This is a genomic window from Lentilitoribacter sp. EG35 (assembly GCF_040784015.1).
GTDB lineage: Bacteria > Pseudomonadota > Alphaproteobacteria > Rhizobiales > Rhizobiaceae > Lentilitoribacter.
Genome location: NZ_JBFNGQ010000010.1, coordinates 85,396 through 110,642, shown reverse-complemented (window position 1 = coordinate 110,642; position 25,247 = coordinate 85,396). Strand labels below are relative to the sequence as shown.

The 25,247-nt window shown below is 44.7% G+C and carries 23 protein-coding genes; 12 read left to right on the top strand and 11 right to left on the bottom strand.

Features of this window, described 5'->3' with window-relative positions; all coding sequences use genetic code 11:
- Positions 1-44: 44 nt before the first annotated feature.
- The 8 genes from AB2J24_RS16195 to AB2J24_RS16160 all read right to left on the bottom strand — a co-directional run bounded on the left by AB2J24_RS16195 (position 45) and on the right by AB2J24_RS16160 (position 9,646).
- Positions 45-827, bottom strand: coding sequence for an enoyl-CoA hydratase-related protein (locus tag AB2J24_RS16195; RefSeq protein ID WP_367386226.1), 783 nt, complete (start codon positions 825-827; stop codon positions 45-47).
- Positions 820-1,695 (bottom strand): hydroxymethylglutaryl-CoA lyase, encoded by an 876-nt coding sequence (locus tag AB2J24_RS16190; RefSeq protein WP_367386225.1) that lies wholly within the window; start codon positions 1,693-1,695, stop codon positions 820-822. Before AB2J24_RS16190 ends, AB2J24_RS16195 begins: the two co-directional genes overlap by 8 nt.
- Positions 1,695-3,314: an AMP-binding protein gene (locus tag AB2J24_RS16185; protein WP_367386224.1), complete on the bottom strand. Its 1,620-nt coding sequence runs from the start codon at positions 3,312-3,314 to the stop codon at positions 1,695-1,697. The genes AB2J24_RS16190 and AB2J24_RS16185 overlap by 1 nt, the downstream gene beginning before the upstream one ends.
- Positions 3,315-5,294, bottom strand: coding sequence for an acetyl/propionyl/methylcrotonyl-CoA carboxylase subunit alpha (locus tag AB2J24_RS16180; protein WP_367386223.1), 1,980 nt, complete (start codon positions 5,292-5,294; stop codon positions 3,315-3,317).
- 5 nt (positions 5,295-5,299) lie between these two features.
- The gene (locus AB2J24_RS16175; protein ID WP_367386222.1) at positions 5,300-6,895 is read right to left on the bottom strand and encodes a carboxyl transferase domain-containing protein; all 1,596 of its coding nucleotides are present in this window, start codon (positions 6,893-6,895) and stop codon (positions 5,300-5,302) included.
- A 1-nt stretch (position 6,896) separates the two neighbouring features.
- Positions 6,897-8,060 (bottom strand): isovaleryl-CoA dehydrogenase, encoded by a 1,164-nt coding sequence (locus AB2J24_RS16170; RefSeq protein ID WP_367386221.1) that lies wholly within the window; start codon positions 8,058-8,060, stop codon positions 6,897-6,899.
- A complete protein-coding gene (locus AB2J24_RS16165) occupies positions 8,053-8,679 on the bottom strand; it encodes a TetR/AcrR family transcriptional regulator (RefSeq protein WP_367386220.1) in 627 nt (208 codons plus the stop codon). The genes AB2J24_RS16170 and AB2J24_RS16165 overlap by 8 nt, the downstream gene beginning before the upstream one ends.
- Positions 8,680-8,929: 250 nt before the next feature.
- Entirely contained in the window at positions 8,930-9,646 is a 717-nt protein-coding gene (locus AB2J24_RS16160) for a class I SAM-dependent methyltransferase (protein ID WP_367386219.1), read from the bottom strand.
- A gap of 115 nt (positions 9,647-9,761) precedes the next feature.
- On the opposite strand from AB2J24_RS16160, the gene AB2J24_RS16155 reads away from it, so the two are divergent.
- Entirely contained in the window at positions 9,762-10,823 is a 1,062-nt protein-coding gene (locus AB2J24_RS16155) for a glycosyltransferase (RefSeq protein ID WP_367386218.1), read from the top strand.
- Between the two features lies 1 nt (position 10,824).
- Here AB2J24_RS16155 and AB2J24_RS16150 read toward each other — a convergent pair whose 3' ends face one another.
- Both AB2J24_RS16150 and AB2J24_RS16145 read right to left on the bottom strand, forming a co-directional pair.
- The gene (locus AB2J24_RS16150; protein ID WP_367386217.1) at positions 10,825-11,541 is read right to left on the bottom strand and encodes a hypothetical protein; all 717 of its coding nucleotides are present in this window, start codon (positions 11,539-11,541) and stop codon (positions 10,825-10,827) included.
- A 92-nt stretch (positions 11,542-11,633) separates the two neighbouring features.
- Positions 11,634-12,146 carry an Lrp/AsnC family transcriptional regulator gene (locus AB2J24_RS16145; protein ID WP_162653410.1) on the bottom strand — a complete coding sequence of 171 codons (513 nt, stop codon included), beginning with the start codon at positions 12,144-12,146 and terminating at the stop codon, positions 11,634-11,636.
- A gap of 185 nt (positions 12,147-12,331) precedes the next feature.
- Between AB2J24_RS16145 and AB2J24_RS16140 the strand changes: the two genes are divergently transcribed.
- From AB2J24_RS16140 to AB2J24_RS16110, 7 genes are all read left to right on the top strand, one after another.
- Positions 12,332-13,585 (top strand): NAD(P)/FAD-dependent oxidoreductase, encoded by a 1,254-nt coding sequence (locus AB2J24_RS16140; protein WP_367386216.1) that lies wholly within the window; start codon positions 12,332-12,334, stop codon positions 13,583-13,585.
- A 188-nt stretch (positions 13,586-13,773) separates the two neighbouring features.
- Complete coding sequence (locus tag AB2J24_RS16135) at positions 13,774-14,754, top strand: TRAP transporter substrate-binding protein (protein ID WP_367386215.1); 981 nt, start codon at positions 13,774-13,776, stop codon at positions 14,752-14,754.
- Between the two features lie 60 nt (positions 14,755-14,814).
- Positions 14,815-15,345: a TRAP transporter small permease subunit gene (locus AB2J24_RS16130; protein WP_367386214.1), complete on the top strand. Its 531-nt coding sequence runs from the start codon at positions 14,815-14,817 to the stop codon at positions 15,343-15,345.
- Positions 15,342-16,643: a TRAP transporter large permease gene (locus AB2J24_RS16125; RefSeq protein ID WP_367386213.1), complete on the top strand. Its 1,302-nt coding sequence runs from the start codon at positions 15,342-15,344 to the stop codon at positions 16,641-16,643. The genes AB2J24_RS16130 and AB2J24_RS16125 overlap by 4 nt, the downstream gene beginning before the upstream one ends.
- Before the next feature lie 17 nt (positions 16,644-16,660).
- Positions 16,661-17,086 (top strand): universal stress protein, encoded by a 426-nt coding sequence (locus tag AB2J24_RS16120; RefSeq protein ID WP_162653415.1) that lies wholly within the window; start codon positions 16,661-16,663, stop codon positions 17,084-17,086.
- Between the two features lie 169 nt (positions 17,087-17,255).
- On the top strand, positions 17,256-18,113 hold the full coding sequence (locus AB2J24_RS16115; protein ID WP_367386212.1) for a 3-keto-5-aminohexanoate cleavage protein: 858 nt from the start codon (positions 17,256-17,258) through the stop codon (positions 18,111-18,113).
- 73 nt (positions 18,114-18,186) lie between these two features.
- Positions 18,187-19,245 carry a saccharopine dehydrogenase family protein gene (locus AB2J24_RS16110; protein WP_367386211.1) on the top strand — a complete coding sequence of 353 codons (1,059 nt, stop codon included), beginning with the start codon at positions 18,187-18,189 and terminating at the stop codon, positions 19,243-19,245.
- Positions 19,246-19,287: 42 nt separating this feature from the next.
- Here the strand turns inward: AB2J24_RS16110 and AB2J24_RS16105 are convergent, their stop codons facing one another.
- Complete coding sequence (locus AB2J24_RS16105; RefSeq protein ID WP_367386261.1) at positions 19,288-20,394, bottom strand: LysR substrate-binding domain-containing protein; 1,107 nt, start codon at positions 20,392-20,394, stop codon at positions 19,288-19,290.
- Between the two features lie 47 nt (positions 20,395-20,441).
- Here AB2J24_RS16105 and AB2J24_RS16100 point away from each other — a divergent pair, with 47 nt between their 5' ends.
- The 4 genes from AB2J24_RS16100 to AB2J24_RS16085 all read left to right on the top strand — a co-directional run bounded on the left by AB2J24_RS16100 (position 20,442) and on the right by AB2J24_RS16085 (position 25,222).
- The gene (locus tag AB2J24_RS16100) at positions 20,442-21,875 is read left to right on the top strand and encodes a KamA family radical SAM protein (RefSeq protein WP_367386210.1); all 1,434 of its coding nucleotides are present in this window, start codon (positions 20,442-20,444) and stop codon (positions 21,873-21,875) included.
- Between the two features lie 62 nt (positions 21,876-21,937).
- On the top strand, positions 21,938-22,282 hold the full coding sequence (gene fdxA, locus AB2J24_RS16095) for a ferredoxin FdxA (protein ID WP_367386209.1): 345 nt from the start codon (positions 21,938-21,940) through the stop codon (positions 22,280-22,282).
- Between the two features lie 5 nt (positions 22,283-22,287).
- On the top strand, positions 22,288-23,592 hold the full coding sequence (locus tag AB2J24_RS16090) for an aspartate aminotransferase family protein (protein ID WP_367386208.1): 1,305 nt from the start codon (positions 22,288-22,290) through the stop codon (positions 23,590-23,592).
- Positions 23,593-23,719: 127 nt separating this feature from the next.
- Positions 23,720-25,222, top strand: coding sequence for an aldehyde dehydrogenase family protein (locus AB2J24_RS16085; RefSeq protein WP_367386207.1), 1,503 nt, complete (start codon positions 23,720-23,722; stop codon positions 25,220-25,222).
- The last annotated feature ends 25 nt before the right edge of the window (positions 25,223-25,247 follow it).

The window sequence follows — 25,247 nt, the reverse complement described above, 5'->3', positions numbered from 1 at the left end:
TTCTGATAAACATTCTAAAGTTCAACAACATTCTAACGCCCCCCTTAGCGTACCCAGGGAGCTAATCTCTTGTTAAAAAATGCGTCAATACCCAGCTTAGTCTCTTCACTCTCCCAACGGTCAGCAAGAATTGCAATCGTACTCTCTATTTGAGTTGGCGTTATATTGCTCGACAGGTTTTGACAGAGCAATTTTGCATCTGCAACAGCTCCCGGCGCTGTTTTTAAGATCGTCTTTAGCTCAGCATCTATAGCCTCATCCAAATCCTCTGTTACTTTAGTTACGAGACCACTACGCAGCGCAAAATCCGAGTTAAAGTCTCTCCCTGAAAAGAAAACTTGCCGCGCGAATCCACCTCCCATTCGCTCTACTACAAATGGACCGATGGTAGCCGGAACAAGGCCTAATTTTGTCTCGGTTAGCCCATATTTAGCTGCAGGATGTGCGATAACGAGATCACAAACAGCCATCAAACCTATACCGCCGCCAAACGCATTTCCCTGAACGCGGCCAATGAGAGGTTTAGGCAAAGTGTTTAATTTCATAAGTGCACTAGCTAGAATTCTAGCTGCTGCCATTTTTCCTTCGCGATTTTGCCCCGCTTGTTCGCGCATCCAGTCCAGATCCCCACCTGCACAAAAACTTTTCCCTTCAGCTTTTAGAACAACCGCTCTGACATTTTCATCATTTGCGCATTGCTCGGCTGCGGCAGTTAATTCAAGCAACATTTCCGCATTCATCGCATTATGTTTTTCGGCTCGATTTAATGTCAGATATGCAATCCCACATTCGTCTATCAACAACGAGATAGTATTAAAATCAGACATCAATACCGCCCTCCAATTCGTGCATAATATTGCCCATCATAATTTCAACTTTCTCTAGCCCTTCCAGGTCGATACCCGTTTGCCAACCCTCATTGAGAAGCATATTCGCAAGCGCTGATGTTGATACGTTACCCTTCGCACCCGGCGCATATGGGCAACCTCCCAGACCGCCAATTGCACTATCAAAACTGCGCAAGCCCATGTCCAAACTAACCTTCACATTAGTCAACGCCTGCCCATTCGTATCATGATAATGTCCTGCCAGATTTTTGGAGGGGACGCACTCTAACACCGATGCAAGCATTGCCTCTATCGTTAGAGGGGTTCCTATCCCAATCGTATCTCCAAGAGAGATTTCGTAACAGCCCATTTCGAACATCTGAGCTGTAAGGTCGGCAACTGCCTTAGGTGCAATGTGCCCCTCATAAGGACAACCTGCAACGCAAGAAACATAACCACGAACTCTGATATTTCTTTTTTTTGCAGCGTCGATGATTGGTGCAAAACGCTGCAAACTTTCTGCTATGCTGCAATTTATATTCTTCTGACTGAATGTTTCTGATGCCGCCGCAAATATTGCCACTTCATCGGCTTTCGCTTCCAATGCTTTTTCAAAACCGATCATATTTGGCACCAATGCCCCATAGACCACATCTGGTTCCCGGATGATATTAGTCAAAACCTCGCTTGCATCCGCCATCTGCGGAACCCATTTTGCCGACACAAATGCAGTAGCCTCAATACGCTTAAACCCCAATTTTGAGAGCGCATTAATAAGGGCAATTTTTTGTACTGTTGGAATTATGACTTTCTCATTTTGCAATCCGTCTCGTGGACCAACTTCATATATGTGTACGAACTTATCCATTACGATCCACCTAACTTGCGTAATTCCCGACGCATGATTTTGCCAGTCGCCGTCGTTGGTAGCTCGGGAACAATGGTGATTTCACGAGGGTATTCATGTGCAGCAAGACGCGTTTTCACATGCGTTTGCAGATCCGAGATCAACTCATCTGTCTCATCATAACCATCAGAAAGTACAATAAATGCAGTAACGATTTCGGTTCGCACATTATCTACCTTACCCACAACACCAGCCATTTGCACAGCGGGATGCCGCATCAAACAATCCTCAATACTTCCCGGACCTATCCGATACCCAGCGGATGTAATCACATCATCATCCCGTCCTAGAAACCGAAACCAATTATCCCCCTCGTCGATACCCATATCCCCGGTGATCAACCAATCGCCAATAAATTTATCTTGCGTGGCCTCGGAGTTCTTCCAATAATTTAACATCATAACAGGGGTGGATGATTTCACCGCTATCATGCCTATCTCGCCTTGGGTAACAGGCACACCATGGTCGTCAATGATAGCAAGCTGATGTCCTGCAACGGCCTTACCCATCATTCCCGGAGGCGTTGCTACAACTGAGGAACAAGAAGAAACCAAAAGATTTGCTTCTGTTTGACCATAAAACTCATTAATCGTTACATCTAGAACATCACGCCCCCATGACAGTAATTCAGAACCAAGCGCCTCTCCGCCGCTGCCAACAGACTGTAATGATAGTCTTGTGGGTGATTTCTTTGGCGCATAACTCCGCATCATTTTTAACGCGGTCGGCGGCAAAAATGCATGTTGAACATCATGTTTTGATAGAAGTTCGATAGCCGCTTCAGCCGTGAATTTTTCAAAACGTTTAGCGACGACGGTCATACCGCTCGCAAGGGCCGGCATCAGTGCATCAAATAATCCGCCAATCCATGCCCAATCAGCAGGTGTCCACATTACATTTCCAGACTTGGCTGAGAAGTCATTAAACATCTCAAACCCCGGCATATGTCCTTCCAGCACCCGATGTCCATGTAGCGCCCCTTTGGGTGAACCTGTGGTGCCAGATGTATAAATAATAATTGCTGGATCATCAGGCTTAGTTGGTGCAGGGCTGTATCTTCTATCCTGCCTCATCAGAGCTGAATTAAAGTCTAACGAACCGAGGTCGGTATGAATTCCGTCAACTGTATATATAACGAGATTTTCCCGTGCCACGGCGTCCATCAGATTTAACCTTCGCGCACCATCACGGTTAGTGATAATAAGTTTAATTCCCGCATCAACAACCCGATGCTGCAAAGCATCCGGTCCAAAGAGCATAAATAACGGCACCGAGATCGCTCCGAGTTTGAAAACTCCTAGATGTCCGACAGCTGTTTCTAAAGCTTGAGGCAATAGAATGCCTACGCGGTCTCCTTGCGTTATGCCCGCTTCAATCAGAAAATTTGCACATTGATTAGAAAGATCACGCAACTCCCCATAGCTCACGCAGCGTTCTTCATCCGCAAGAACAAGAGCAGAAACATCTGGTGTCTTTTCAGCCCAATCATCACATGCAACTTGCCCGATATTGTAAACATCTGGCAATTGCCAGCCGTCACGCTCTAATCTATAACACAGACTCTCTGGAGGATAATTCATCTAGTTCTCATCCTCAATTGTGAGCAATACGGTTCCGCCCTCAACAGCATCTCCTTCACAACAGTTGATCTCATTTATTTTGCCATCACATGGAGCAGTAAGACTCATTTCCATTTTCATAGCTTCAATTACGATGAGCCGTTCACCAGATTTTACGTGCGCTCCATTTGTAGCTTCCACCAATCTTACAACGCCGCTCATTGGCGCCACAATGGCATTTGCGCTTTGTGCCTCTGCATCAGCACTGGCAAGGGGATCCGGTAAAACAAATTCAAAAGTTTGCCCATCTATCAAAACTGAGACATGTTTTTCATGACCACGCTCAAAACAAGTAGTCTTTGCGCAAAACTGGATACCATCGACAAAAACAGTTATCCCTTTGTCATCGTGAGATATCACATCGAGCTGAACCACCGTTCTCTCATCATCGACTGATTGAAGGTTGATACGATTTTGTTCCTGCAACACTAATCGATAGACATATTGTTTTGCTTGACTAAACATAGTGACCAAGTGACTGGCGGAACCCCATAGACGCCAACCAGTATCTGGGTCACAGAAATTCAATTTCAATACTGTAATCATAGCGATGGCTACGACTGTGTTGTTGGGTTCTGCCTGCATCGTGAGTGCATCTAAGTTTCGCTCGATAAGACCCGTATCAACATTGCCATCTACAAAATCTACATTATGTGCCAAGGCTTGCAAAAAACTCAAATTCGAGATCGTGCCTGCAATATGGGTCTCCGATAGAGCCCCGCTCAACTTATTCAACGCTTCATTTCGTGTTGATCCATGCGTGATAACTTTAGCAATCATTGGGTCATAGTAAGGGGTAATATCATCACCGGAACCAATGCCCGTATCATTGCGAGCCATATCAGAAAACTCAACATGAGCTAAGTTACCGGAAGCAGGCAAGAAACCCGAGCTAACATCCTCTGCATAAAGACGCGCCTCAAATGCATGACCGTTAACTTGCACTTCATCTTGCTTAAATGGCAATGAATCACCCGCTGCAACACGTAATTGGAGTTCGACCAAATCTAACCCTGTAATCGCTTCGGTCACCGGATGCTCAACCTGCAGACGTGTATTCATTTCCATGAACCAAAAACCGTCACTGCGAAGCATGTTCGAGCCATCAACTATGAACTCAATTGTTCCGGCACTTTCATAACCAATTGCTTTTGCAGCTTTTACAGCAGCACTGGTCATCGACGCACGCATTTCATCGCCAATGCCTGGTGCAGGAGCTTCTTCAATCACTTTCTGGTGACGGCGCTGGAGAGAACAGTCACGTTCATACAAATGAACTACATTTCCAAAACCATCACCAAAAACCTGAACTTCAATGTGTCGGGGGGATGTAATAAATTTCTCAATAAGCACGACAGGATCACCAAATGCTGCCTGCCCTTCGCGAGCCGCACTTTCAAGTGCTGAGTTAAAATCATCAGACGCTTCGACAAGACGCATACCCTTCCCGCCTCCGCCTGCACGCGCTTTAATCAAAACGGGAAAGCCAATTTTCTCTGCTTCTGCATGCAAAAACTCCGGATCCTGATTAAACCCATGATATCCGGGTACAACAGGTACACCAGCTTCCGACATAAGCATCTTGGCCGCATCTTTTAAACCCATAGCGCGAATTGCTTTTGAACTCGGTCCAATAAAGGTAATATCGGCAGCGTCTACTGCATCCACAAAATCAGGGTTTTCAGATAGAAAACCATAGCCTGGATGAATGGCTTCAGCACCCGTTTTTAGGGCTGCTTTAATGATAACATCACCCTTAAGATAACTATCGACAACGGGCGCTGGACCAATGTGAACAGCTTCATCTGCCATCAATACATGACGAGCTTTTACATCTGCATCTGAAAAAACGGCAACCGTTTTAATACCCATACGCCTCGCAGTATCAATAATACGGCAAGCAATTTCACCGCGATTGGCGATCAGTATTTTTGAAAACATAACCATCACATTCTGAACAAGCCGAAACTTGTCTCCTCCAAAGGCGCATTCAGGCACGCTTTTAAACTCAAAGACACAACATCCCTTGTTTTACGAGGGTCAATTATCCCGTCGTCCCATAAACGGGCAGAGGCATAGAACGGATGAGATTGCTCTTCAAATTGATCAAGAATTGGTTGCTTAAACGCAGCCTCTTGCTCGGAACTCCAGTCCTCACCTCGCGCCTGTTTACCAGCGCGCGTTACAGTGGCCATGACACCCGCAGCTTGCGCACCACCCATGACTGAAATTCGTGCATTAGGCCACATCCAGACAAAGCGAGGGCCGAACGCACGACCACACATTCCATAATTTCCCGCACCATAAGATCCACCGATTATGACAGTAATTTTTGGAACATTAGCCGTTGAAACAGCGTTAACTAGCTTTGCACCATCCTTGGCGATCCCGCCCGCTTCATATTTTGAACCTACCATGAAGCCCGTAATATTTTGCAAAAATAAAAGCGGTATTTTTCTTTGGCAACAGAGCTCAATAAAGTGGGCACCTTTAAGAGAACTTTCGGAAAAAAGCACACCATTGTTGGCGATAATGCCAACTGGCATTCCATCAATATGTGCAAACCCTGTAACCAATGTTGCGCCATAACGCGCCTTAAATTCGTCAAATTCACTGCCATCCACAATACGCGCAATGATATCGCGTATATCATATGGCTGCCGCGTATCTTTGGGAATTAATCCCATAACGTCATCAGTTGGAAAGGCAGGAAGCTTAGGGTCTCGCAATGTTAAATCCGTAGCAGGCGCCTGCCCCAAAGTGCTGACCACCTGCCTTGCAAGTGCCAATGAATGAGTATCATCTTCTGCCAAATAGTCCGCAACGCCAGAAAGACGGGTATGGGTATCTGCTCCACCTAACGTCTCGGCATCGACTTCTTCTCCCGTTGCCTCTTTAACCAATGGAGGACCAGCAAGGAAAATCATTGCCTGTTCTTTGACCATAATTGTGGTATCACACATAGCTGGTACATAAGCACCACCAGCAGTACAGTTCCCCATCACAACCGCAATTTGAGCAATGCCTTTAGCGCTCATGCGCGCTTGATTATAAAAGATACGCCCAAAGTGATCCCTATCAGGAAAAACCTCATCCTGATTTGGCAAATTCGCTCCACCACTATCTACTAAATATATGCATGGAAGACGATTTTCCTCTGCAATCTCTTGCGCGCGCAAATGTTTCTTCACGGTTAAAGGATAGTAGGTTCCCCCTTTTACTGTCGCATCATTACAGACGATCATACAATCTCTGCCTTGAATTTTACCAATTCCCGCGATGACACCCGCCGCCGGGATATCGACATCATAAACCTCACGTGCAGCAAACAAGCCAATCTCTAAAAAAGGCGAACCATAGTCTAGAAGGTTTTGCACCCGATCACGCGGCAACAATTTGCCGCGATTCTGATGACGTTCCCTTGCTTTTTTCGAGCCACCTTGCATTAGGCGCGAGGCTTCTTTCGAAATAATGTCAAGCTGCTGCTCCATTGTAGTGGAATTTTCACTGGAAGGATTCGCGTTCGATCGAAGAATAGCCATATCAAACCGCTTCGTTAAAAATTTCACGACCAATCAACATGCGCCGGATTTCACTTGTTCCCGCGCCGATTTCATACAATTTGGCATCACGCAGGAGGCGACCGGTTGGGAATTCATTCATATAGCCGTTGCCGCCTAAACATTGAATTGCCTCCAATGCGATTTGCGTTGCTTTCTCGGCAGCATATAAAATACAGCCGGCAGAATCTTTCCGCGTTGCCTCCCCATTGTCACAAGCTCGCGCAACAGCATAAACATATGACCTACAGGCATTCATCGTTGTATACATATCTGCCAGCTTACCCTGCATAAGCTGGAAAGTTCCGATCGGTTTTCCAAATTGCTGTCTATCGTGAACATATGGCACGACCAAATCCATTGCTGCAGCCATAATACCAACAGGACCAGCAGCAAGGACAACCCGCTCATAATCAAGCCCGGACATAAGTACCTTTACGCCCTGCCCCTCTTCACCAAGAATATTTTCACTCGGCACTTCACAATCGTTGAATAACAATTCGCAAGTATTTGATCCGCGCATTCCAAGTTTATCCAACTTTTGCGCAGTCGAGAATCCAACCATGCCTTTTTCTATTATAAAGGCTGTAATCCCTTTCGGCCCTGCTTCTGGATCAGTCTTTGCGTAAACAACAAGAGTGCTCGCATCGGGACCATTCGTGATCCACATCTTGTTTCCATTTAAGATGAACTTATCATCCTGACGATCTGCTCTCAGCTTCATCGAAACAACATCTGAACCTGCACCTGGCTCTGACATGGCAAGCGAGCCAACATGTTCTCCGGACAGAAGCTTTGGCAAGTATTTTGCCTTTTGCGCCGTTGTTCCCCATCGCTGAATTTGATTTACGCAAAGATTGGAGTGTGCACCGTAAGAAAGTCCGACTGATGCTGATGCTCGGCTTATTTCTTCAATCGCAACACAATGGGCTAAATACCCCATATTAACGCCACCATCTTCCTCGCTAACCGTTATGCCATGCAGTCCGAGCTCTCCCATTTTCTCCCAAAGATCCATTGGAAACTCATTGCTAGCATCAATTTCTGCTGCGCGGGGTGCAATTTCACTTTGAGCAAATTTAGACACCATATCGCGTAGCGCATCGATATCTTCTCCCAAATTAAAGTTCATCATAGATTCATACATGGGCCAACTCCTCGTTATTTTCCGATGAAACCATTACGCCTTGCGATCTAAGAACCATCGCGGCATAAATATCTTCAATTCTATCTTGTGATAATCGCCCACCAGATCGATACCAAGTATTAACACCGGTTAGCATCGATAGAATTGCCATCGCAGCTACATGTGGATCATCAACATTCAAGCTACCGTCCGCGGCACCTTCCTCAAGAATAGACTTTAAAACCTGCTCATATTTGCGACGCAGAGATTCGATTGTTTTAAATCCTTCAGGCTCTAGCGAGCGCAACTCCATGTAGGAGACGAAAACTTCATCTGGTTTTTTTATGTGATACCGGATGTGAAAACGAATAAACCGCTCAAGCGCTTTAGGCGCACTCTCACGACACATCTCAGCATCCCAAGCCTCTAAAAGCTTCTCCATATGCGTTTGCAAAAGATCGACTAGAATCTGCTGTTTATTTTCAAAATATTGATAAATAGCACTGGCCTGCACACCAACACTTTGCGCAATCTGGCGCATCGATACTGCTGCATATCCATTACGGGCAAACAGAACAAGGCAGTTCTTACGTATCTCAGCTGCTGTTATCTTACCATCGGAACCGACACTACGAGCCACTAACAAACCCTTTAATTAAATGAACGTTCGTTATATTAATAGCATGAAGTAATGAATGATTCAATTGCATCTTGAAAATTAAAAAATCAAATTTAATTAAGCATCCGCAAAACAAACGGCTAACTAATCAACCACTCACCAGCTGGAGATGCAGTGATCATTCCGAAACATAATCTGAATTTAGATGCACAAGTAGACCAATACACTTCCACCAAAAAGGCTTTCATCACAGAACTACTCAATCAACGTGCTATTGAAGAATAGTATAATTCTTCAAATATTTAACAACAGAACTCCTATCAAACAGGCACTGCTCTTGAAAGGGCTGAGGCGGTACAAAGTCTGGAAAACGGTATATTGGATCATTTTCGAAATTCACCGGGCTTTCAAATAGACTTACATATCGATGTTCACCGGTAGAAATTGGTCTATTTACAAGTGGGGCGGTTGAATCGTGAGTTCCGACAAGTAAAAGTTTGATATCACTTTCACAAAAATTCCTTAAAAAGGAGTAGATATCGTTAAAGCTCAAATGTATCAAACAATCTCGGACAATCATTAAATCAGCAGATGGCAAGTCGCCGGATGTTATATCTAGCGTTCTGAAAGAGATATTTTTGGATGCGTACTTTTTTTGATTATCTAAAATCAGTTCTCCAACAATATCCGCTCCAGTATAACTGATATCCGGATGATTTTGTATCACTTCACTCATCCAATTAAAATCTCCACACGGTGCATCTAGAACCGAAGAGATCTTATGTCTCAGAAAAAGGTTTGAAAGTTCTTTCTGCATATTTTTTGTATATTCAAGCGTTGATCCAGTCCCACTGCGTGATTCAGCGCTACTCCATAAATTTTGTCTGTAGATTTGTGAAAACCGTTCTTGTGGCGTAGATAATTTCAACATCTTCTTATATCGTCGCTTTTGTGGAAAAAATGTTTGACGAATAAATTTTCTTATCATTTTGCGATCAGTCAGTTGGGTTACATTACTGTTACTTTATAATGCTTTAGTATAAAGCAGCGTCTCGCAAGTCAACAGACGGTGACACACTATCAAAAACTCTAAGGGGGACGGAATGACTAAAAAAAGTATTGTTTTTGCAATATTTACATTACAAGGTAATGGAGCAGAGCGGGTTGTTATAACATTAGCAACTGCAATGCTTATAAAAGGTCATGACGTACATATAATCTGCTTCAAGGATCATATAGATTTCGACGTAGATTCCAGGATACCAATTCACATCTTCCCCTACCAAAAATTTAGAGTGTTGCCCAAATTTATGCGCACATTTTTTGCGAGTAGGGCATTTGACCAATTTGTTGGAGAGCAAATTGGTCGACCTCATTTGATTTTATCAAACCTAGAGCCCGTAGACGCGATATTATCATCCAGCAAATTGAAAAACATCTTTTTCATCATTCATAACACTCTATCAAAGGAATATGCCGATAAACCAAGACAACTTCAACAAGCCTTGAACTTTTATCGGCAAAAATCTTGTATATCGGTTAGCAAAGGTGTGGGCACGGATTTAAAAAAGCTGCTGAAGAATGAAGTTACAAATCGGGTAATCTACAATCCTGTTGATCCATTAACAATCAGTAATCTAGCCGATAATGAGAACGCGAAGACCGATCAACTCGGTGAGTATATAATAAATGTAGGAGGCTTTAAATCGGCAAAAAGACATGATCGACTGCTGGAAGCTTTTTCGAAATCTTCAAGTAATGCAAAACTAGTTTTGTTGGGCAAAGGAAAATTACTCGAAGAGACTCAAGAGCTCGCAAAGAAATTGAAAATTTCAGATCGAGTTATCTTCATGGGCTTTCAGTCCAACGCATACCCCTTTATTAAAGCAGCAAAGGCGTTAGTTGTTTCATCAGATTTCGAAGGGCTAGGCATGACAATTCTGGAAGCACTCGCACTCGGTGTACCCGTGATCAGTACAGATTGCCCTTCGGGTCCGTCAGAAATATTACCGCAAAGAAACCTATCCCCGGTTAATGACGTGGATTTGTTAAGTAGGAATATAACCGATGTGCTGAAGAACGCTGATAAGTACCGAGCCGAGCTTAAAGAGGATTTTTTAATTGAAAAATGTGTCGAAAAATACCTAGCACTGGCATCCGGGTAGATTATCTAAGCCTAGTCCCACTCCATAAGAAATTCGCTGCGTCAATAATACTGAAAACGGGGCGACCAGTCGATTGCCGAACAGCATCCGCATAGGGAGGGAGGTTACCACATTCGAAAATGAGTGCACCAACGTCGGGAGCGCTTTCAACAAGCCTCAAGGATTGTTCAACGACCACATTCTCAAGCGCATTAGCCTCTAATCTATTAGGTTGCAAGTACTTGTCGCACAAAAATATATTGCGAAATATATCGTAGTTCTCAAGCCCCATGATCACGGCATCACTGTCTAATATGCCTGCTGCATTAAGTGCAGCCTTCCCAAGACTCCGTTTCGACGCAGTTAAAATTCCAACCTTAGAGGATGTTCCAAGAGCTATCTTAATACCGCCAAAAAGTGAAAGACTGGACACCATCACGGGAACATTTACCGATTGCGCAATCTCATCTTGAGCTGTGATCAAAAATCCGCATGTTGAAACAATGATTCGGGCTCCTTCACGCTCCAGATCCTGAGCAGCACTGCAAAAATGCTTAATGACATCCGTTGGCAATTTTCCATCACGAACAACATCTATACTTCCAACGCCCGAAACAACTTTAACTCGGGCAGGCGCATTGTAGCTCTCAATATTCCCGGCATCCCCGACGATCCGCGGGAAGGCTGTATCAAGCATCAAAACACCAATAAAACCTTCATTATCATTATTAAGGGTCAAATTTCAGGTCCTGTTCAAATGGAATATTTTTAACGTATTAATTTACACCTGCGTGTAACTTGAGCATATGCCGCGAAGCCTCGCCGGAATGTTTAACTATGACCTTCTATCTCTAAAATTTGTTCAGTGATCCGCTGGACAGATTCATTATATCTACGATCAAACCGCCGTCCGAACACAACATATGTTTTTGTTTTAAGAACACCGCGCAGGGCACCAAGTTCATCGACAATAACATCAAGGTCTTCAATGCGTGGTGCCTCAACACTTAAAAACAAATCAAAATCACCACTAATTGAAAGACATACCCGGATTTCAGAATATTGGCCTATGTGATGTATAATTTGCTTTGTTTCCTGTTGCTTGATTTCCAGAAAAACCAAAGCCTGAATATTTTCTTCGCTTGGATTTTTACTAAGAACAACGGAGTATCCGGTGATAACTCCGTCCTTTTCCATTCGCGCAATACGCTCATGAACCGTGGAGCGAGCAACGCCAAGTCTTGTTGCGATGTTGGAGGTGGATTCACGCGCATTACTTTGAAGTTCACGTATGATCCTACGGTCAAGCTCATCTTTAAGCCATTTTATCGGTCTTGTTGTCATATTGCCAAAAAAGATAGATTATCCGGCATATTGTCAAGTTCTATCTGAACCCAACTCTCGCGATATTGAGAACACCAAGATTAGGAGATTACAAATTTTGAATTCGCCATGCCACTACAACCGATCCTATTGCGTCAGATACGTTGTGCTAATCAGTCAATCTCTATCAGGGTGGTCAGTATAAATTGACAGTTGAAAAAGTTGCAATCATTGGCTCGGGCATTGTCGGAATTTGTGCGGCGATAGAACTGTTAAAGACTGGCCACGACGTTACACTTTTTGATAAATCCGAACCCGGGATGGAAACGTCCCAGTGGAACGCTGGTGTCCTGGCGACTTCGTCACTATACCCGCTCAATAATCCGCAGATTTTCGGCAATATCCCACGCCTACTCATGGGCAAAACCCCCGGATTTCATTATAATTTGTCGTCATCTTTTCAGACACTGAACTGGGGTTTGAAATTCTTAAACAACGCTCGCCCCTCGCAGTTCGAACCGATAGTAGAAGCACTTCACAACATAATTTCTCTCTCGCGAAATGGCCATGATGAATATCTCAAAGAAATGGGAAAATCTGACTTACTGAAGCGCGATGGCTGGTTGATGCTTTATGAAAATGAATCAGCGTATCGAGCCGGCTCAAACCGACGACATGTTTTTGACAAGTATGATGTCGAATATGAGGTTCTTTCACCTTCTGAATTATCGGAATTGGAGCCTGCTCTTAAGAGGACATTTTATCGCGCCGTACATATAAAAGATAGCGCGTCAGCGGACCCTCGTACCATTGTCAAAACCTACATTGAGCACGCAAAAAAACTCGGTGCCCACTTTAAAAAACACAAAGTTTTAGGCATTTCACCCAGTACAAATGCGAATGGCGTTCAAATACACGCTCACACCGGTGAAACAACTCACTTTGATAAAGTAGTAATTTCAGCGGGTGCTTGGTCAAATAAACTCCTTAAAGATTGCGGCATTCAACTGCCTATGATCGTCGAACGCGGATATATTCAAAGGTTTAAGCTGGATGAAAACAAGCAGATTAATCACCCTATTTGCGATATCAGCGGTGGTCTCGTTCTATCGCCGCGTTCGGGTTCAGTTCAAATCTCAACGGGTACTGATCTTACAACGCTCAACCAGAGGGTAAATAGAAAACCGATGACAGATGCAATTAATCGCGTAAGAAGTATATTAGATTTGGGGGAGCCAGATATGCCTACACCGGCTGTGGGCAACAGACCTTCCCTACCTGATGGATTGCCTGTAATCGGAGCACTTAAAAATCTACCAAACGTCTGGCTAGCTTGTGGACATCAACATATCGGATTTAATACATCCACTGGAACTGCAAAACTATTATCATCCCTCATAAACGATACAGAAAGCCCTATAGACCCCACACCATTTTCTCCTGCAAGATTTCGCTTATAATTTGAAACTCAATATGTTTAGGTAGCTTGCAAGGATATTACGACCATGAATTATATTAAATCGACGAAATTAACCGACATAATAGCGGATATACCTCTATAACCGACATTATGAGGGGCTGTATTCGAATTCGCCGGATTTAACGATGTATAAAAATTACACAAATAAACTAGTGGAAGGAACTATAAATGACTAAAATCAAAACACTTATGTGCGGTGTCGCATTCATAGCGGGAGTGGCTGCAACTAATGCACACGCAAACGAAAAATGGGATATGGCACTGGCATATTCAGCAACCAATTTCCATTCTGAAATCGCCGCAGAATTTGCTGCAGAAGTAACAGAAAAGTCTGGCGGTAAGTTAAGCATTGTTACGCACCCGGGTGGTTCACTTTTCGGCGGCTCTGAAATATTCGGCGCTGTTCGCAAAGGTCTTGCCCCCATCGGCGAACGCCTAATCTCAGCACTTGGCAATGACAACGCAATTTATGAAGTTGATTCCGTGCCATTCCTGGCCACTGGATTTGAAGGTGCAAAGAAGCTTTATAAAGCATCAAAGCCCGCTCTTAAGGAGGCATTGGAAGAAGCCCGTCTTCACTTCCTTTATTCATGCCCATGGCCACCGCAAGGATTTTACACCATTAAAGAAGCTAACTCACTTGATGATGTTAAAGGCCTAAAATTCCGCGCCTACAATGCGACAACTTCAAAAATGGCGGAAGGCCTTGGCATGTTGCCGACAAAAATTGAAGCTGCGGAGTTGAGCCAAGCATTTGCTACTGGTGTCGCTCAATCTATGATTTCTTCTGGCTCAACTGGCTATGACCGTAAGCTTTGGGAACATGTCAGCCATTACTACGATGTAAAAGCATGGTTGCCCCGCAACATGGTGATCGTAAATGGCAAGGCATGGGCTGGTCTTGATGATGCTACAAAAGGCGTGATCGAAGCAGCAGCAGCAACAGCGGAAGAAAATTGCTGGGCGAAATCTGCAGAATTGGATCAATGGTATATTGAGCAATTTACAACAAATGGCATGACTGTTGGCAATCTCAATCCAGCCATGCAAGCTGAGTTTGAAAAAGTTGGTGCTGAATTGAGAGATGCATGGCTAGAGCGCGCTGGTGACAAAGGTAAAGCTGTCATCGAAGCATTTAACAATATGTGATCAACACAATCTTAGAGGCGGGTGAAATATCATCCGCCTCTTTCTCTTGGGGAGGGGAAAATGCTTCGTAAATTATCCGATTTTTTGGATCTGATATACAAGATTGGAGCTTGGGGGTCAGGATTACTTCTGGTGCTGCTGTGCTCACTTGTTATTTATAGCATCCTGTCCCGCTTATTCGGCTTCTTCGCAGGCGGCGCGACAGATGTTGCCGGTTATGTGATGGCCACAAGTAGTTTTATGGCCCTAGCCTACACATTCAGAACTCAAGGACACATTCGTGTTGCTCTCCTCATTCAAAATTTTATAGGTGAGACGAGGCGTAAAATAGAGATCCTGTGCCTATCAATCATGTCTTTGGTCTCTTTGTTCATTGCCTATTATATGGTCCGTCTGGCCTATGACAGCTACGATTTCGGTGAGCGGAGCGAAGGCGCCGACGCTATTTTACTTTGGATACCTCAAACACCTGTAGCAATTGGCGCGGGTCTTCTCGCGCTCGCCGTTGTGCATACTTTGTGTCAGGCTCTTTTTGACTATGACGAAGTTAATCCTGAAACAAACAAACATGAGGGACCTAACGAGGTATGACCGAGACACTTTCAGTTATCATCTTCCTATCGACGTTATTCATCCTCCTTGGAATCGGCGTTTGGGTTGGAGCCGCACTTTTAACCACTGCAATAGTTGGGATGTTTCTTTTTACATCTGCTCCAATAGGCGATTCTATGGCGGTGACAATCTGGGGTGAACAATCTTCTTGGACGCTCACCGCTTTACCGCTTTTCATTTGGATGGGGGAAATATTGTTTCGCACCAAACTAAGCGAAACACTCTTTAAAGGTTTAGCACCCTTCTTACGCAAATTGCCTGGCGGATTATTACACGTAAACGTTGGTGCATCAGCTGTTTTTGCGGCGATCTCTGGTTCATCAGCTGCAACGGTGGCAACGGTTGGCAAAATGTCGATCCCGGAACTACGCGCGCGCGACTATCCAGAAAAGATGATTATCGGAACATTATCCGGAGCTGGTACTCTAGGACTTTTGATCCCACCTTCCATTTCTATGATCATTTTCGGTGTAACTGTAAATGAAAGCATATCAAAACTTTTCATGGCAGCGATGCTACCTGGTTTAGGTTTGGCGATCTTCTTCATGATCTACATTATGGGATGGTCGTTCCTTAATCGTGGAACATTTAAACCGAAAATTGACATCATAGATACGGAAACACTTGCCAAACGCATTGGCGACTTATTGCCGGTTCTTATATTAATCGGTGGCGTTATCGGTTCGATATATTCAGGAATTGCGACAGCAACCGAAGCTGCAGCGCTCGGTGTTGTTGGTGCCATTCTCCTATCGATGATTCAACGTAGTTTCACAATCGATGGATTTTTAGAAAGTATCATGGGCTCTGTTCGAACAACCGCCATGATCATGCTCATATTGATGGGCGCCGGTTTTTTATCCCTTGCAATGGGCTTTACAGGAATCCCCCGCGCACTAGCTGAAACTATCGGCGCATGGGAGTTATCTCCGCTTATGCTCATTCTTATCCTGACCATATTCTATATAATTCTCGGGTGTTTCTTGGATGGTCTATCGTCAATCGTTTTAACGATGGCTGTCATCGAACCATTAGTTCGCGCTGCTGGTTTTGATATGCTTTGGTTCGGCGTATATTTGATGATCGTCGTTGAGATGGCACAAATCACACCGCCTATTGGCTTCAACCTCTTTGTGCTTCAAGGAATGACGGGTAAAGATATGGCTTTCATATCCAAAGCATCATTCCCGATGTTTCTGGTCATGTGTGTCTTCATTGTTTTCCTTGTTTTGTTCCCGCAGATGGCAACCTGGTTGCCAGAAGTCTTGAGCAAATAGTCTTGAAAGGTCACTTTATGAGTACAGAAAGACGCCTATTAGCTATGATTGATATAGCCCACCGCAATAATGCGCTTTTACTGTGCAGGGAGGCAAAGTCACAATGCAATGAAGGGGATGAGCTGCATATTGCCTATGTTATGCCATACGGTTATTTCAGCTATATAGAGCCATTTGTGCCGGAAGAAAACATAAAAGCTGCAGCAAAGCGAGCACATGAAGAACTAAATAGCATCATAAAAGATGCTGATATTGGCTCGGTCAAAGATCATGTGCTACGTGGTGGTGTAGGAGAACAAGCACTCCTTTTAGCGGAAAAAATTGACGCATCATTGATGATTGTAAATGCCCATCGGCCAGACGTTGAAAAACATAGTTTAGGTTCATATGCCACGCAAATTATTCGCCATGCGCCATGTTCTGTTTTGGTTGTTAGAAACTAACATTTTTGGTTCCGACTGCTGACGTGAGATTGTCCCATAATTCATTTCACAGATATCAGCCTGACCGATGTTCTATTTACTCATGTATCCATGACTAAGTAACGTTTTTATTGACGAGCACAATTGACGTACTTTTTACTCAGTTGAATAGAGATGGAACTGCTGAGCAATGTCAAAACCATGCATCATCTGCGTAGCAATCACTGGGTCACTTCCAACAAAGGCGAACAATCCTGTGGTCCCCATCTGTGTGGAAGAACAGATTGAGAGCACCCATGAAGCATTCGAAGCTGGTGCAACCATCGTTCATTGCCATGTTAGAAACGATGATCAAACACCCAGCTCCGATCCAGATAAATTCTGCAGACTTCTTGATGGACTACGAAAACACACACCGGAAATGATTGTTCAATTCTCAACCGGTGGGCGCTCTGGTTCAGGTACACAACGTGGGGCATGCCTATCATTACGCCCAGACATGGCCTCACTATCAGTCGGATCGTGCAACTTTCCCACACGCGTATATGAGAATTCACCAGATCTTGTGGACTGGCTCGCCAGCGAGATGCGAAGATATGAAATTACACCTGAGATTGAGGCGTTTGATCTCAGCCATATTCATCAAGCTATTGAGATGCACCGCGACGGTCGTTTACCAGCAAAATTATATCTGCAGTTCGTCATGGGTGTTAAGAATGCAACACCGGTTGATGAGGATATCTTCGCTTACTACGTTCAGACAATGAAACGTTTAGCACCAGACGCGGAATGGTGCGCCGCAGGGATTGGTCGCGGGCAACTGATCGTAAATGAGTGGGCAGTTCGTGATGGAGGTCACACGCGAACTGGTCTTGAAGATAATGTTCGACTGAGTAAAGATCGGCTTGCCCCTTCAAATGCAGCGCTCGTTGAAAGGGTCGTAGAACTTTGTGAAAAACACGAGCGCCCAGTTGCAACCGCCAATGAAGCAAAAATGATGTTAGGTCTAAAATTACAACAGCAAAAACGAAATCTAATAGAGCCGTAAGAAAGAAGCGATAACAAACGAAATAAATGGAACAATCCTGAGACGATAATAAGTTTGGAACATCGGAGAGAACATGAAAAAAGTAATAGTCCTTGGGCTAGGCAAAGTTGGCACACTTGCGGCGGAGCTGCTGCATGGAGCCGAGTTCGACGTTACTGGAATTGATATCAATCCATCAAAAACCAACCTACCATTTACGACGAAGGTAATTGATCTCAGTTCAGCCGATGATGTAGCGGTAGAGTTTGAGGAAAATGATGCAGTTCTTTCTTGCTTGCCATTCCATTTAAATGCACGCCTAGCCAAGTTAGCTTATAAAGCTGGCATCCACTATTTTGATCTAACCGAGGATGTCCCAACAACAAAATCTATCATCGAATTAGCCAGAACCTCTAAAGGCTTGATGGCACCACAATGTGGATTGGCGCCGGGTTTTATTGGCATTGCAGGAGCCAGTTTAATCGAAGAGCTAGACGAATGCCGCAGCTGTAAAATGCGTGTGGGTGCTCTACCCCAACACCCAACAGGCTTGATGGGATATTCATTCAATTGGTCGCCCGAAGGTGTGGTGAATGAATATCTCAATGATTGCGAAGTTCTTGAAGACGGTGAGATTAAATGGGTCTCCGCGATGGAGTGGCTGGAGGATATCTATATCGACGGAATCAAATTGGAAGCCTTCACGACCTCTGGCGGCCTTGGCACTATGTGCGAAACCTATCTGGGATCAGTCGCCAATATTGACTATAAAACGATGCGTTATCCTGGGCATGCCGCACTTATGAATTTCTTCTTTCACGAACTCCTAATGCGTGAACGTCGCAAGGAAGCCGGTGAGATATTGGTGAACGCCAAACCGCCCGTTAACGAAGACGTGGTCTATGTTCATGTCTCGGCCGAAGGAACTATTGATAGCAGATTGCAACGTAAAGAATTTGTACGTGCATATCGACCGATTGAAATCGGAGGGAAAATGCGTACAGCAATTGCTTGGACAACCGCAGGTTCTGTTGTTGCCATCATGGAGATGGTGCGGGCAGGAACCTTACCTAACAGCGGTTTTTTAAAGCAGGAAGATATCCCTCTCGTCGATTTTCTGGCCACAAAAACGGGCGCATTTTATGCTGAATAGGCTGCGTGCGATTATCTGGTCTGGCGCTAGACCTCAACAAAATTAAAGCACACGTTCACCAACGGAATTTTTCATCCAGTCACACAATAGATCAACGTCTTCATTCCGTCGATTGCTAGGCGTCACCATGTAGTAGCTGTTTTTGGTTGTAACCGTAGGTTCGCCTAATTGAACCAGAAGCCCTGCACCTAGTTCTCGCTCTATAAGATAGGTCGGCACTAACGCAGCGCCAAGCGAAGCAACTGCGCCGGCAATAATCATCGAGAATTGGTCAAAATATTTGCCCGACAAAATAATGTTATCTTCAATGCCATTCTGTTGAAAAAACTGTTGCCACACGACAGGTCGTGTTTCCATGTGAAGTAACGGAACATCTGCCAATTTGTTGAGATCACAAATTTTATACTGTTTCTTAAACTCTGGCGAGGAGACCGCAATCATAGTTTCTGTACACAACTCTCTCATATCAGTATCTGGCCAGTCATCGGTCCCAAAGTGGATAGCCAGATCAAAATGTTCGCGATCCAAGTCAAATGGCTTGATCCGTGTCGAAAGATTGAGCTCAATATGGGGATGTTGTGCGGAAAATTCAGGCAATCTGGGGATAAGCCAACGACTTGCAAATCCTGGCAAAACGGCCATGCTAATGGCCGTCCCTTGACGCCCTGCCGAGACAGCACGCATGATGGTTTGGTGTATATTTTCAAGATCAACTGCCAGTTCTTCTGCAAGTGTACGACCTGCTTTGGTCAATAGAACTCGTCTACCAGAACGTCTAAAAAGCGCGGTCCCCACATTATCTTCAAGCTCTTTAACTTGCCGACTAATAGCGCTCTGCGTGAGGTGAAGTTCCTCGGCGGCAAGTGTGAAACTTTGATGCCGCGCAGCACACTCGAAACTACGCAATACAGAATGTGATGGCAGATATCTGCGCTGGATATTTTGTTTGTGCATAATATTACCTATGAATCCAGCTTCATAAATTAGCCAGTGAGATGAAAAACATACATGAATAATCGATGACAGCAAAGCCAGTATTTTTGCATAAGCATGAAAACAACTCATCAATCGGTGACGAACAAGCGTTTGTTTATTGCCGAATACTAACATTACATTGCCTGCAAATTCACGACTGGCGAGGCAGAACATCACCGCGATGTTCCCGTTAAATGATGCAGACCATCTGGAGGTGCTCAATGGCAATGGAAAAATACATCCCATCGGATAAGGAAAACACATTTTTGGCAACGGTGCAAAATGGGAGGTATGATCGCCAGATTATCAATGGGCTTAAAAAGTTCATTGAGGGGTCTGCTCCACAAGATATGAAAGATTTTTATTCCAAGGAGGAGCTTGATGCAATTGTTGCACTAGATGGTTCTGATCGTGATCTACAAAAACGCATGCCAATCAAGATCACACGGCATTATTTCCAACAAGCTGTGCGATCAAAGTCACTACAGACGCTGGTTAAAGCCAGCCCAAAAGAAACTTATGACCTGGATGGTGCAGAGGACCCGGGCAAACAAATGTCTTATAGCCCAATAGAAGGCATGATCCACAAATATGAACTTGCCTTGCTCTATGTTGCTGCAACATGTTCTGCCCATTGTCGTTTTTGTTATCGTGAAGAACTGATCGCGAAAAAAGACGTTGAACGTCCAGACGGTACGATCGCGCCCAAAGGTTTGGCACAAATCAAGGACGTCGTTGATTACATTTTAGAACACAACCGCATTGTTTCAGAAAACGGTGGCACACATCCAGAAACAGGGCGTGAAAAACTTCGGGAAGTTCTAATGTCCGGCGGCGACCCTATGGTTTTAGGTAACAAAAACATTGCCCAATGGCTTTGCGCATTGGCGCAGGCAGGTGTTGAAAATATCCGCATCGGCACCAAGGAACTAGCCTTTTTTCCCGAACGTTTTGATGAGCATTTCTTCGCCATGTTGGATGCATTTCATAAAGCTTATCCACAAATCAGCCTCCGCATGATGGTGCATTTTAACCACCCAGACGAATTTCTGCAAAAAAATCCTGACGGAACTTATATCGATAATCCAGATGGTGGACTGGAATGGATTCATGAAACACTATCAGCGGTAAAACAGCTTCGAAGTCGCTCATGGATCAACGTCGACAATCAATCCCCGATCATTGCTGACATAAATGACAATGCTGATGCTTTACGCATTTTGCAACGAGAGTTGAAACGCAACGGCATTGAAAATCACTACTTTTTCTGTGGGCGAGATATTGTCGGCCACAAAGCATTTAATGTACCAATTGAAACCGCATGGAAAATTTTAAATGAATCCCAACGTGGACTTTCTGGCGTTGAAGCTCATGCTCGCTTATCGATTACACACTACAAAGGTAAAACAGAAGTTGCGGCCATCACAGATACGCCCGTCCCTGGTGTAAAGGGAGGAGAAAACGGCGTTGTCGTCTTCAAACTTTTACGTGGTGCAGCAGATGCATCCAATCGCGCGAAGGTAACTATCGTTGGACGAAATCCTGATGCAATCTGGTTCAATGGATATGATGATCGCGTCGTCGTGGACGAGGCTGAGTTATTCTCCATGTACGGCATCAAACCTATTAGCACTCAACTCGAAGCTGCCGAATAGAGGGCAAATAAAATCATAATACATGACTAAATTTACCACTCGTAATTATCAAAGGAGCCGAAATGACCTATGTCGTCACCGATAATTGCATCAACTGCAAACATACTGATTGTGTATCTGTTTGCCCTGTCGATTGCTTCTATGAAGGTCCGAATTTCTTAGCGATTCATCCCGATGAGTGTATTGATTGCGATGCTTGTGTCGAAGCCTGTCCTATTGATGCCATCTATAATGAAGACGACTTGCCGGAAGAGAAAAAACACTTTCTGGACATCAACGAGCAACTCGCATCGGTTTGGCCGCAAATTACGGATCAAAAAGAACCGATGGCTGATGCAGAAAAATGGAATAATGTCGAAGGCAAACTCGAGCATCTTATCAAGAGCGCGGCAGACGAGAAATGTTGAAAACCATGTCACCTAGCGAACAAATCTACGAAAGAGCAAAACGCGTAATGCCAGGCGGCTGCTCTCGTAACACAATATTGCGTAAACCACATCCTGTTTACGTCAAACATGCCAAAGGTTGCATTGTGACGGACATAGAGGGCAAGGAGCGCATTGATTTCGCCAATAATGTTGCATCTTTGATTCACGGCCATGCACATCCGGCAACCATAAATGCTGTCGGTGAGCAGCTACAAAGGGGCACCGCTTACACAGTTGGCACTGAGATTGAAGTTTCCTACGCAGAACAAATGGTAAAGCGTTGCGCTAGTTTTGAGAAAATTCGCTTTGTAAACTCCGGTACCGAAGCTGTTATGAGTTGCATAAAAGCAGCACGCGCCTATACCAACAAACCAAAAATTGCGAAGGTCGAAGGCTCTTATCACGGTCTTTATGACTATGCCGAAGTAAGCCAGACGGCCAAACCAAATAATTGGGGTGACATTGAACACCCCGCACGCGTTCCCGTCTCGCAGGGTACACCTCAAGGTGCACTGGATGATGTCGTCATCATTCCATTTAACGACACAGTACGCGCCATCAAAATCCTCGACGAACATAAAGACTCTATTGCTGCAGTTCTTCTCGATCTTCTACCACATCGCATTGGTGTTATACCTGCCGATCCGAGTTTCGTGAAGGCTTTGCGCAATTGGGCTACGGAGAACCAAGCGCTTCTAATATTTGATGAAGTCATCACATTTCGGACTAATTATGACGGAGCGCAGGGGTCTTATGATGTAAAGCCTGATCTGACAGCAATGGGAAAGATGATAGGTGGTGGCTTTCCAGTCGGTGCCTTGTCTGGCCGCGCAGACATCATGGACGTTATGAACCCATTGAACGGCCCTGCACGTTTTCCACATTATGGCACATTTAGTGCCAACCCTATCACCATGACGGCAGGCAAAACAGCAATGGAATGGTTCAACCAACAGGCGGTGATACGATTGAATAAACTCTCCGATCTTGCACGATCTGCGATTGAGGAAGGTATAAAAATCTCCGGTGTTTCCGCATGTGTAACAGGCGCTGGCTCTATGTTTAGAATCCATTTTAAGGAGCTGGCTCCGACAAACTATCGTTCAGCTTTCATAAATTCGGATGAGCAACGATATCTGGCAACATTCCTAGATCATGTATTTGATGAGGGATTGTTGATGATTGAAACGGGTTCCGGGCTGCTATCTACTGCTATGACCTCTGCCGAAATTGATCAGATGGCAGATATAATGCTCGGTGGGTTTCGAAAGGTAAAAGCTCTTCAATAAACGTAACAGGACTGAGCAGGTAGTAAAACATTCTCATTCCGATTTTTCATCGAACTATGACCAAATTTCGTTATACTCATAAGGCGTGTTGTGCGAAGTTAATGGTAAATCAAAGAAAGCAATGAACATGTCTTTTAGCGAAATTCTTACTGCCAACGGCTTTACAAGCGATGAACTAAACGGCGGCACACTTACCGTTACAACACCTGTAGATGGCTCTGTAATTGCCAGTGTTAAATCTCACAACATCAAGGAAGCCCGGACTGTTATTGCCAAAGCCGCTGAAGCCTTTAAAGAATGGCGAAAAGTGCCAGGGCCACGCCGTGGTGAGTTGGTGCGTCTGCTCGGCGAAGAACTTCGTGCGGAGAAAGAAAATCTCGGCCGCCTTGTTACGCTCGAATGTGGCAAAATCTATCAAGAAGGTCTTGGTGAAGTTCAAGAGATGATAGATATTTGTGATTTTGCTGTTGGCCTATCACGTCAGCTATACGGCTTAACGATTGCGTCCGAACGCCCGGGTCATTCCATGCGCGAAACATGGCACCCATTGGGAGTTTGCGGCATCATCACAGCATTTAATTTCCCTTGCGCACCTTGGTGCTGGAATGCTGCCCTTGCTCTTGTTTGCGGCGATCCCGTCATTGCCAAACCATCTGAAAAAACACCGCTTGTTCAACTTGCCGTTCAAAAGATATGTGACCGCGCCCTAGCCAAGTTTGGTTCTGATGCCCCAGAAGGGCTGACACAAACTCTGATCGGAGAACGCGAAATTGGCGAATTGCTAACCGCCTCTCAAGATGTTGCAATAGTTTCCGCCACAGGTTCTGTACCAATGGGTAAAGCCGTTGCTTCTGACATGTCCAAACGCCTCGGAAAAACCATTCTAGAATTAGGTGGCAACAATGCAATGATCGTTGCGTCCTCTGCTGATCTTGAAATGGCACTCCGCGCGATTGTCTTCTCCGCGGTTGGCACAGCGGGACAACGCTGCACCTCGCTCCGCCGCTTGATTGTACACGAAGGTATCTATGATGATTTATTACCGCGTTTGATTAAATCCTACCAAACTTTGCCCATCGGCGACCCTCTTGACGATGAAACTTTAGTTGGTCCACTTATCGACACGAATGCTATGAAAGCTATGGATGCTGCGCTTGAGAGCGCAAAGACCGAGGGCGGTGTAGTTCATGGCGGCGGACAAGTATTGTCCGAAACCTATCCAAATGCAGCTTATGTTGCTCCTGCGATTGTCGAAATGCCAGCACAATCTGATATCATGCATCGCGAGACGTTTGCTCCTATTTTGTATGCAGTAAAGTATTCCGACCTTGACCAAGCCATTGATTTACAGAATGCAGTACCGCAAGGCCTATCATCGTGTATATTTTCAACAGATGTTCGCGAAACTGAACTCTTTTTGTCAGCAATCGGGTCTGACTGCGGCATTGCAAATGTAAATATTGGCCCTTCCGGCGCTGAAATTGGCGGCGCTTTTGGCGGCGAAAAAGAAACCGGTGGTGGTCGCGAAAGTGGTTCGGATGCGTGGAAAGCCTATATGCGCCGACAAACCAATACCATCAATTACTCACGTGAGCTACCGCTTGCACAAGGCATAAAGTTCGATATTTAAACCCTCACAGGGATTTGTATCAGTC

What these genes read in the sequence shown, in the direction of transcription:
- AB2J24_RS16195 (WP_367386226.1), bottom strand. Translation starts at nt 827, where the DNA reads ATGTCTGATTTTAATACTATCTCGTTGTTGATAGACGAATGTGGGATT.
- AB2J24_RS16190 (WP_367386225.1), bottom strand. Translation starts at nt 1,695, where the DNA reads ATGGATAAGTTCGTACACATATATGAAGTTGGTCCACGAGACGGATTG.
- AB2J24_RS16185 (WP_367386224.1), bottom strand. Translation starts at nt 3,314, where the DNA reads ATGAATTATCCTCCAGAGAGTCTGTGTTATAGATTAGAGCGTGACGGC.
- AB2J24_RS16180 (WP_367386223.1), bottom strand. Translation starts at nt 5,294, where the DNA reads ATGTTTTCAAAAATACTGATCGCCAATCGCGGTGAAATTGCTTGCCGT.
- AB2J24_RS16175 (WP_367386222.1), bottom strand. Translation starts at nt 6,895, where the DNA reads ATGGCTATTCTTCGATCGAACGCGAATCCTTCCAGTGAAAATTCCACT.
- AB2J24_RS16170 (WP_367386221.1), bottom strand. Translation starts at nt 8,060, where the DNA reads ATGTATGAATCTATGATGAACTTTAATTTGGGAGAAGATATCGATGCG.
- AB2J24_RS16160 (WP_367386219.1), bottom strand. Translation starts at nt 9,646, where the DNA reads ATGATAAGAAAATTTATTCGTCAAACATTTTTTCCACAAAAGCGACGA.
- AB2J24_RS16155 (WP_367386218.1), top strand. Translation starts at nt 9,762, where the DNA reads ATGACTAAAAAAAGTATTGTTTTTGCAATATTTACATTACAAGGTAAT.
- AB2J24_RS16145 (WP_162653410.1), bottom strand. Translation starts at nt 12,146, where the DNA reads ATGACAACAAGACCGATAAAATGGCTTAAAGATGAGCTTGACCGTAGG.
- AB2J24_RS16135 (WP_367386215.1), top strand. Translation starts at nt 13,774, where the DNA reads ATGACTAAAATCAAAACACTTATGTGCGGTGTCGCATTCATAGCGGGA.
- AB2J24_RS16130 (WP_367386214.1), top strand. Translation starts at nt 14,815, where the DNA reads ATGCTTCGTAAATTATCCGATTTTTTGGATCTGATATACAAGATTGGA.
- AB2J24_RS16125 (WP_367386213.1), top strand. Translation starts at nt 15,342, where the DNA reads ATGACCGAGACACTTTCAGTTATCATCTTCCTATCGACGTTATTCATC.
- AB2J24_RS16120 (WP_162653415.1), top strand. Translation starts at nt 16,661, where the DNA reads ATGAGTACAGAAAGACGCCTATTAGCTATGATTGATATAGCCCACCGC.
- AB2J24_RS16115 (WP_367386212.1), top strand. Translation starts at nt 17,256, where the DNA reads ATGTCAAAACCATGCATCATCTGCGTAGCAATCACTGGGTCACTTCCA.
- AB2J24_RS16110 (WP_367386211.1), top strand. Translation starts at nt 18,187, where the DNA reads ATGAAAAAAGTAATAGTCCTTGGGCTAGGCAAAGTTGGCACACTTGCG.
- AB2J24_RS16105 (WP_367386261.1), bottom strand. Translation starts at nt 20,394, where the DNA reads ATGTTCTGCCTCGCCAGTCGTGAATTTGCAGGCAATGTAATGTTAGTA.
- AB2J24_RS16100 (WP_367386210.1), top strand. Translation starts at nt 20,442, where the DNA reads ATGGCAATGGAAAAATACATCCCATCGGATAAGGAAAACACATTTTTG.
- fdxA (WP_367386209.1), top strand. Translation starts at nt 21,938, where the DNA reads ATGACCTATGTCGTCACCGATAATTGCATCAACTGCAAACATACTGAT.
- AB2J24_RS16090 (WP_367386208.1), top strand. Translation starts at nt 22,288, where the DNA reads ATGTCACCTAGCGAACAAATCTACGAAAGAGCAAAACGCGTAATGCCA.
- AB2J24_RS16085 (WP_367386207.1), top strand. Translation starts at nt 23,720, where the DNA reads ATGTCTTTTAGCGAAATTCTTACTGCCAACGGCTTTACAAGCGATGAA.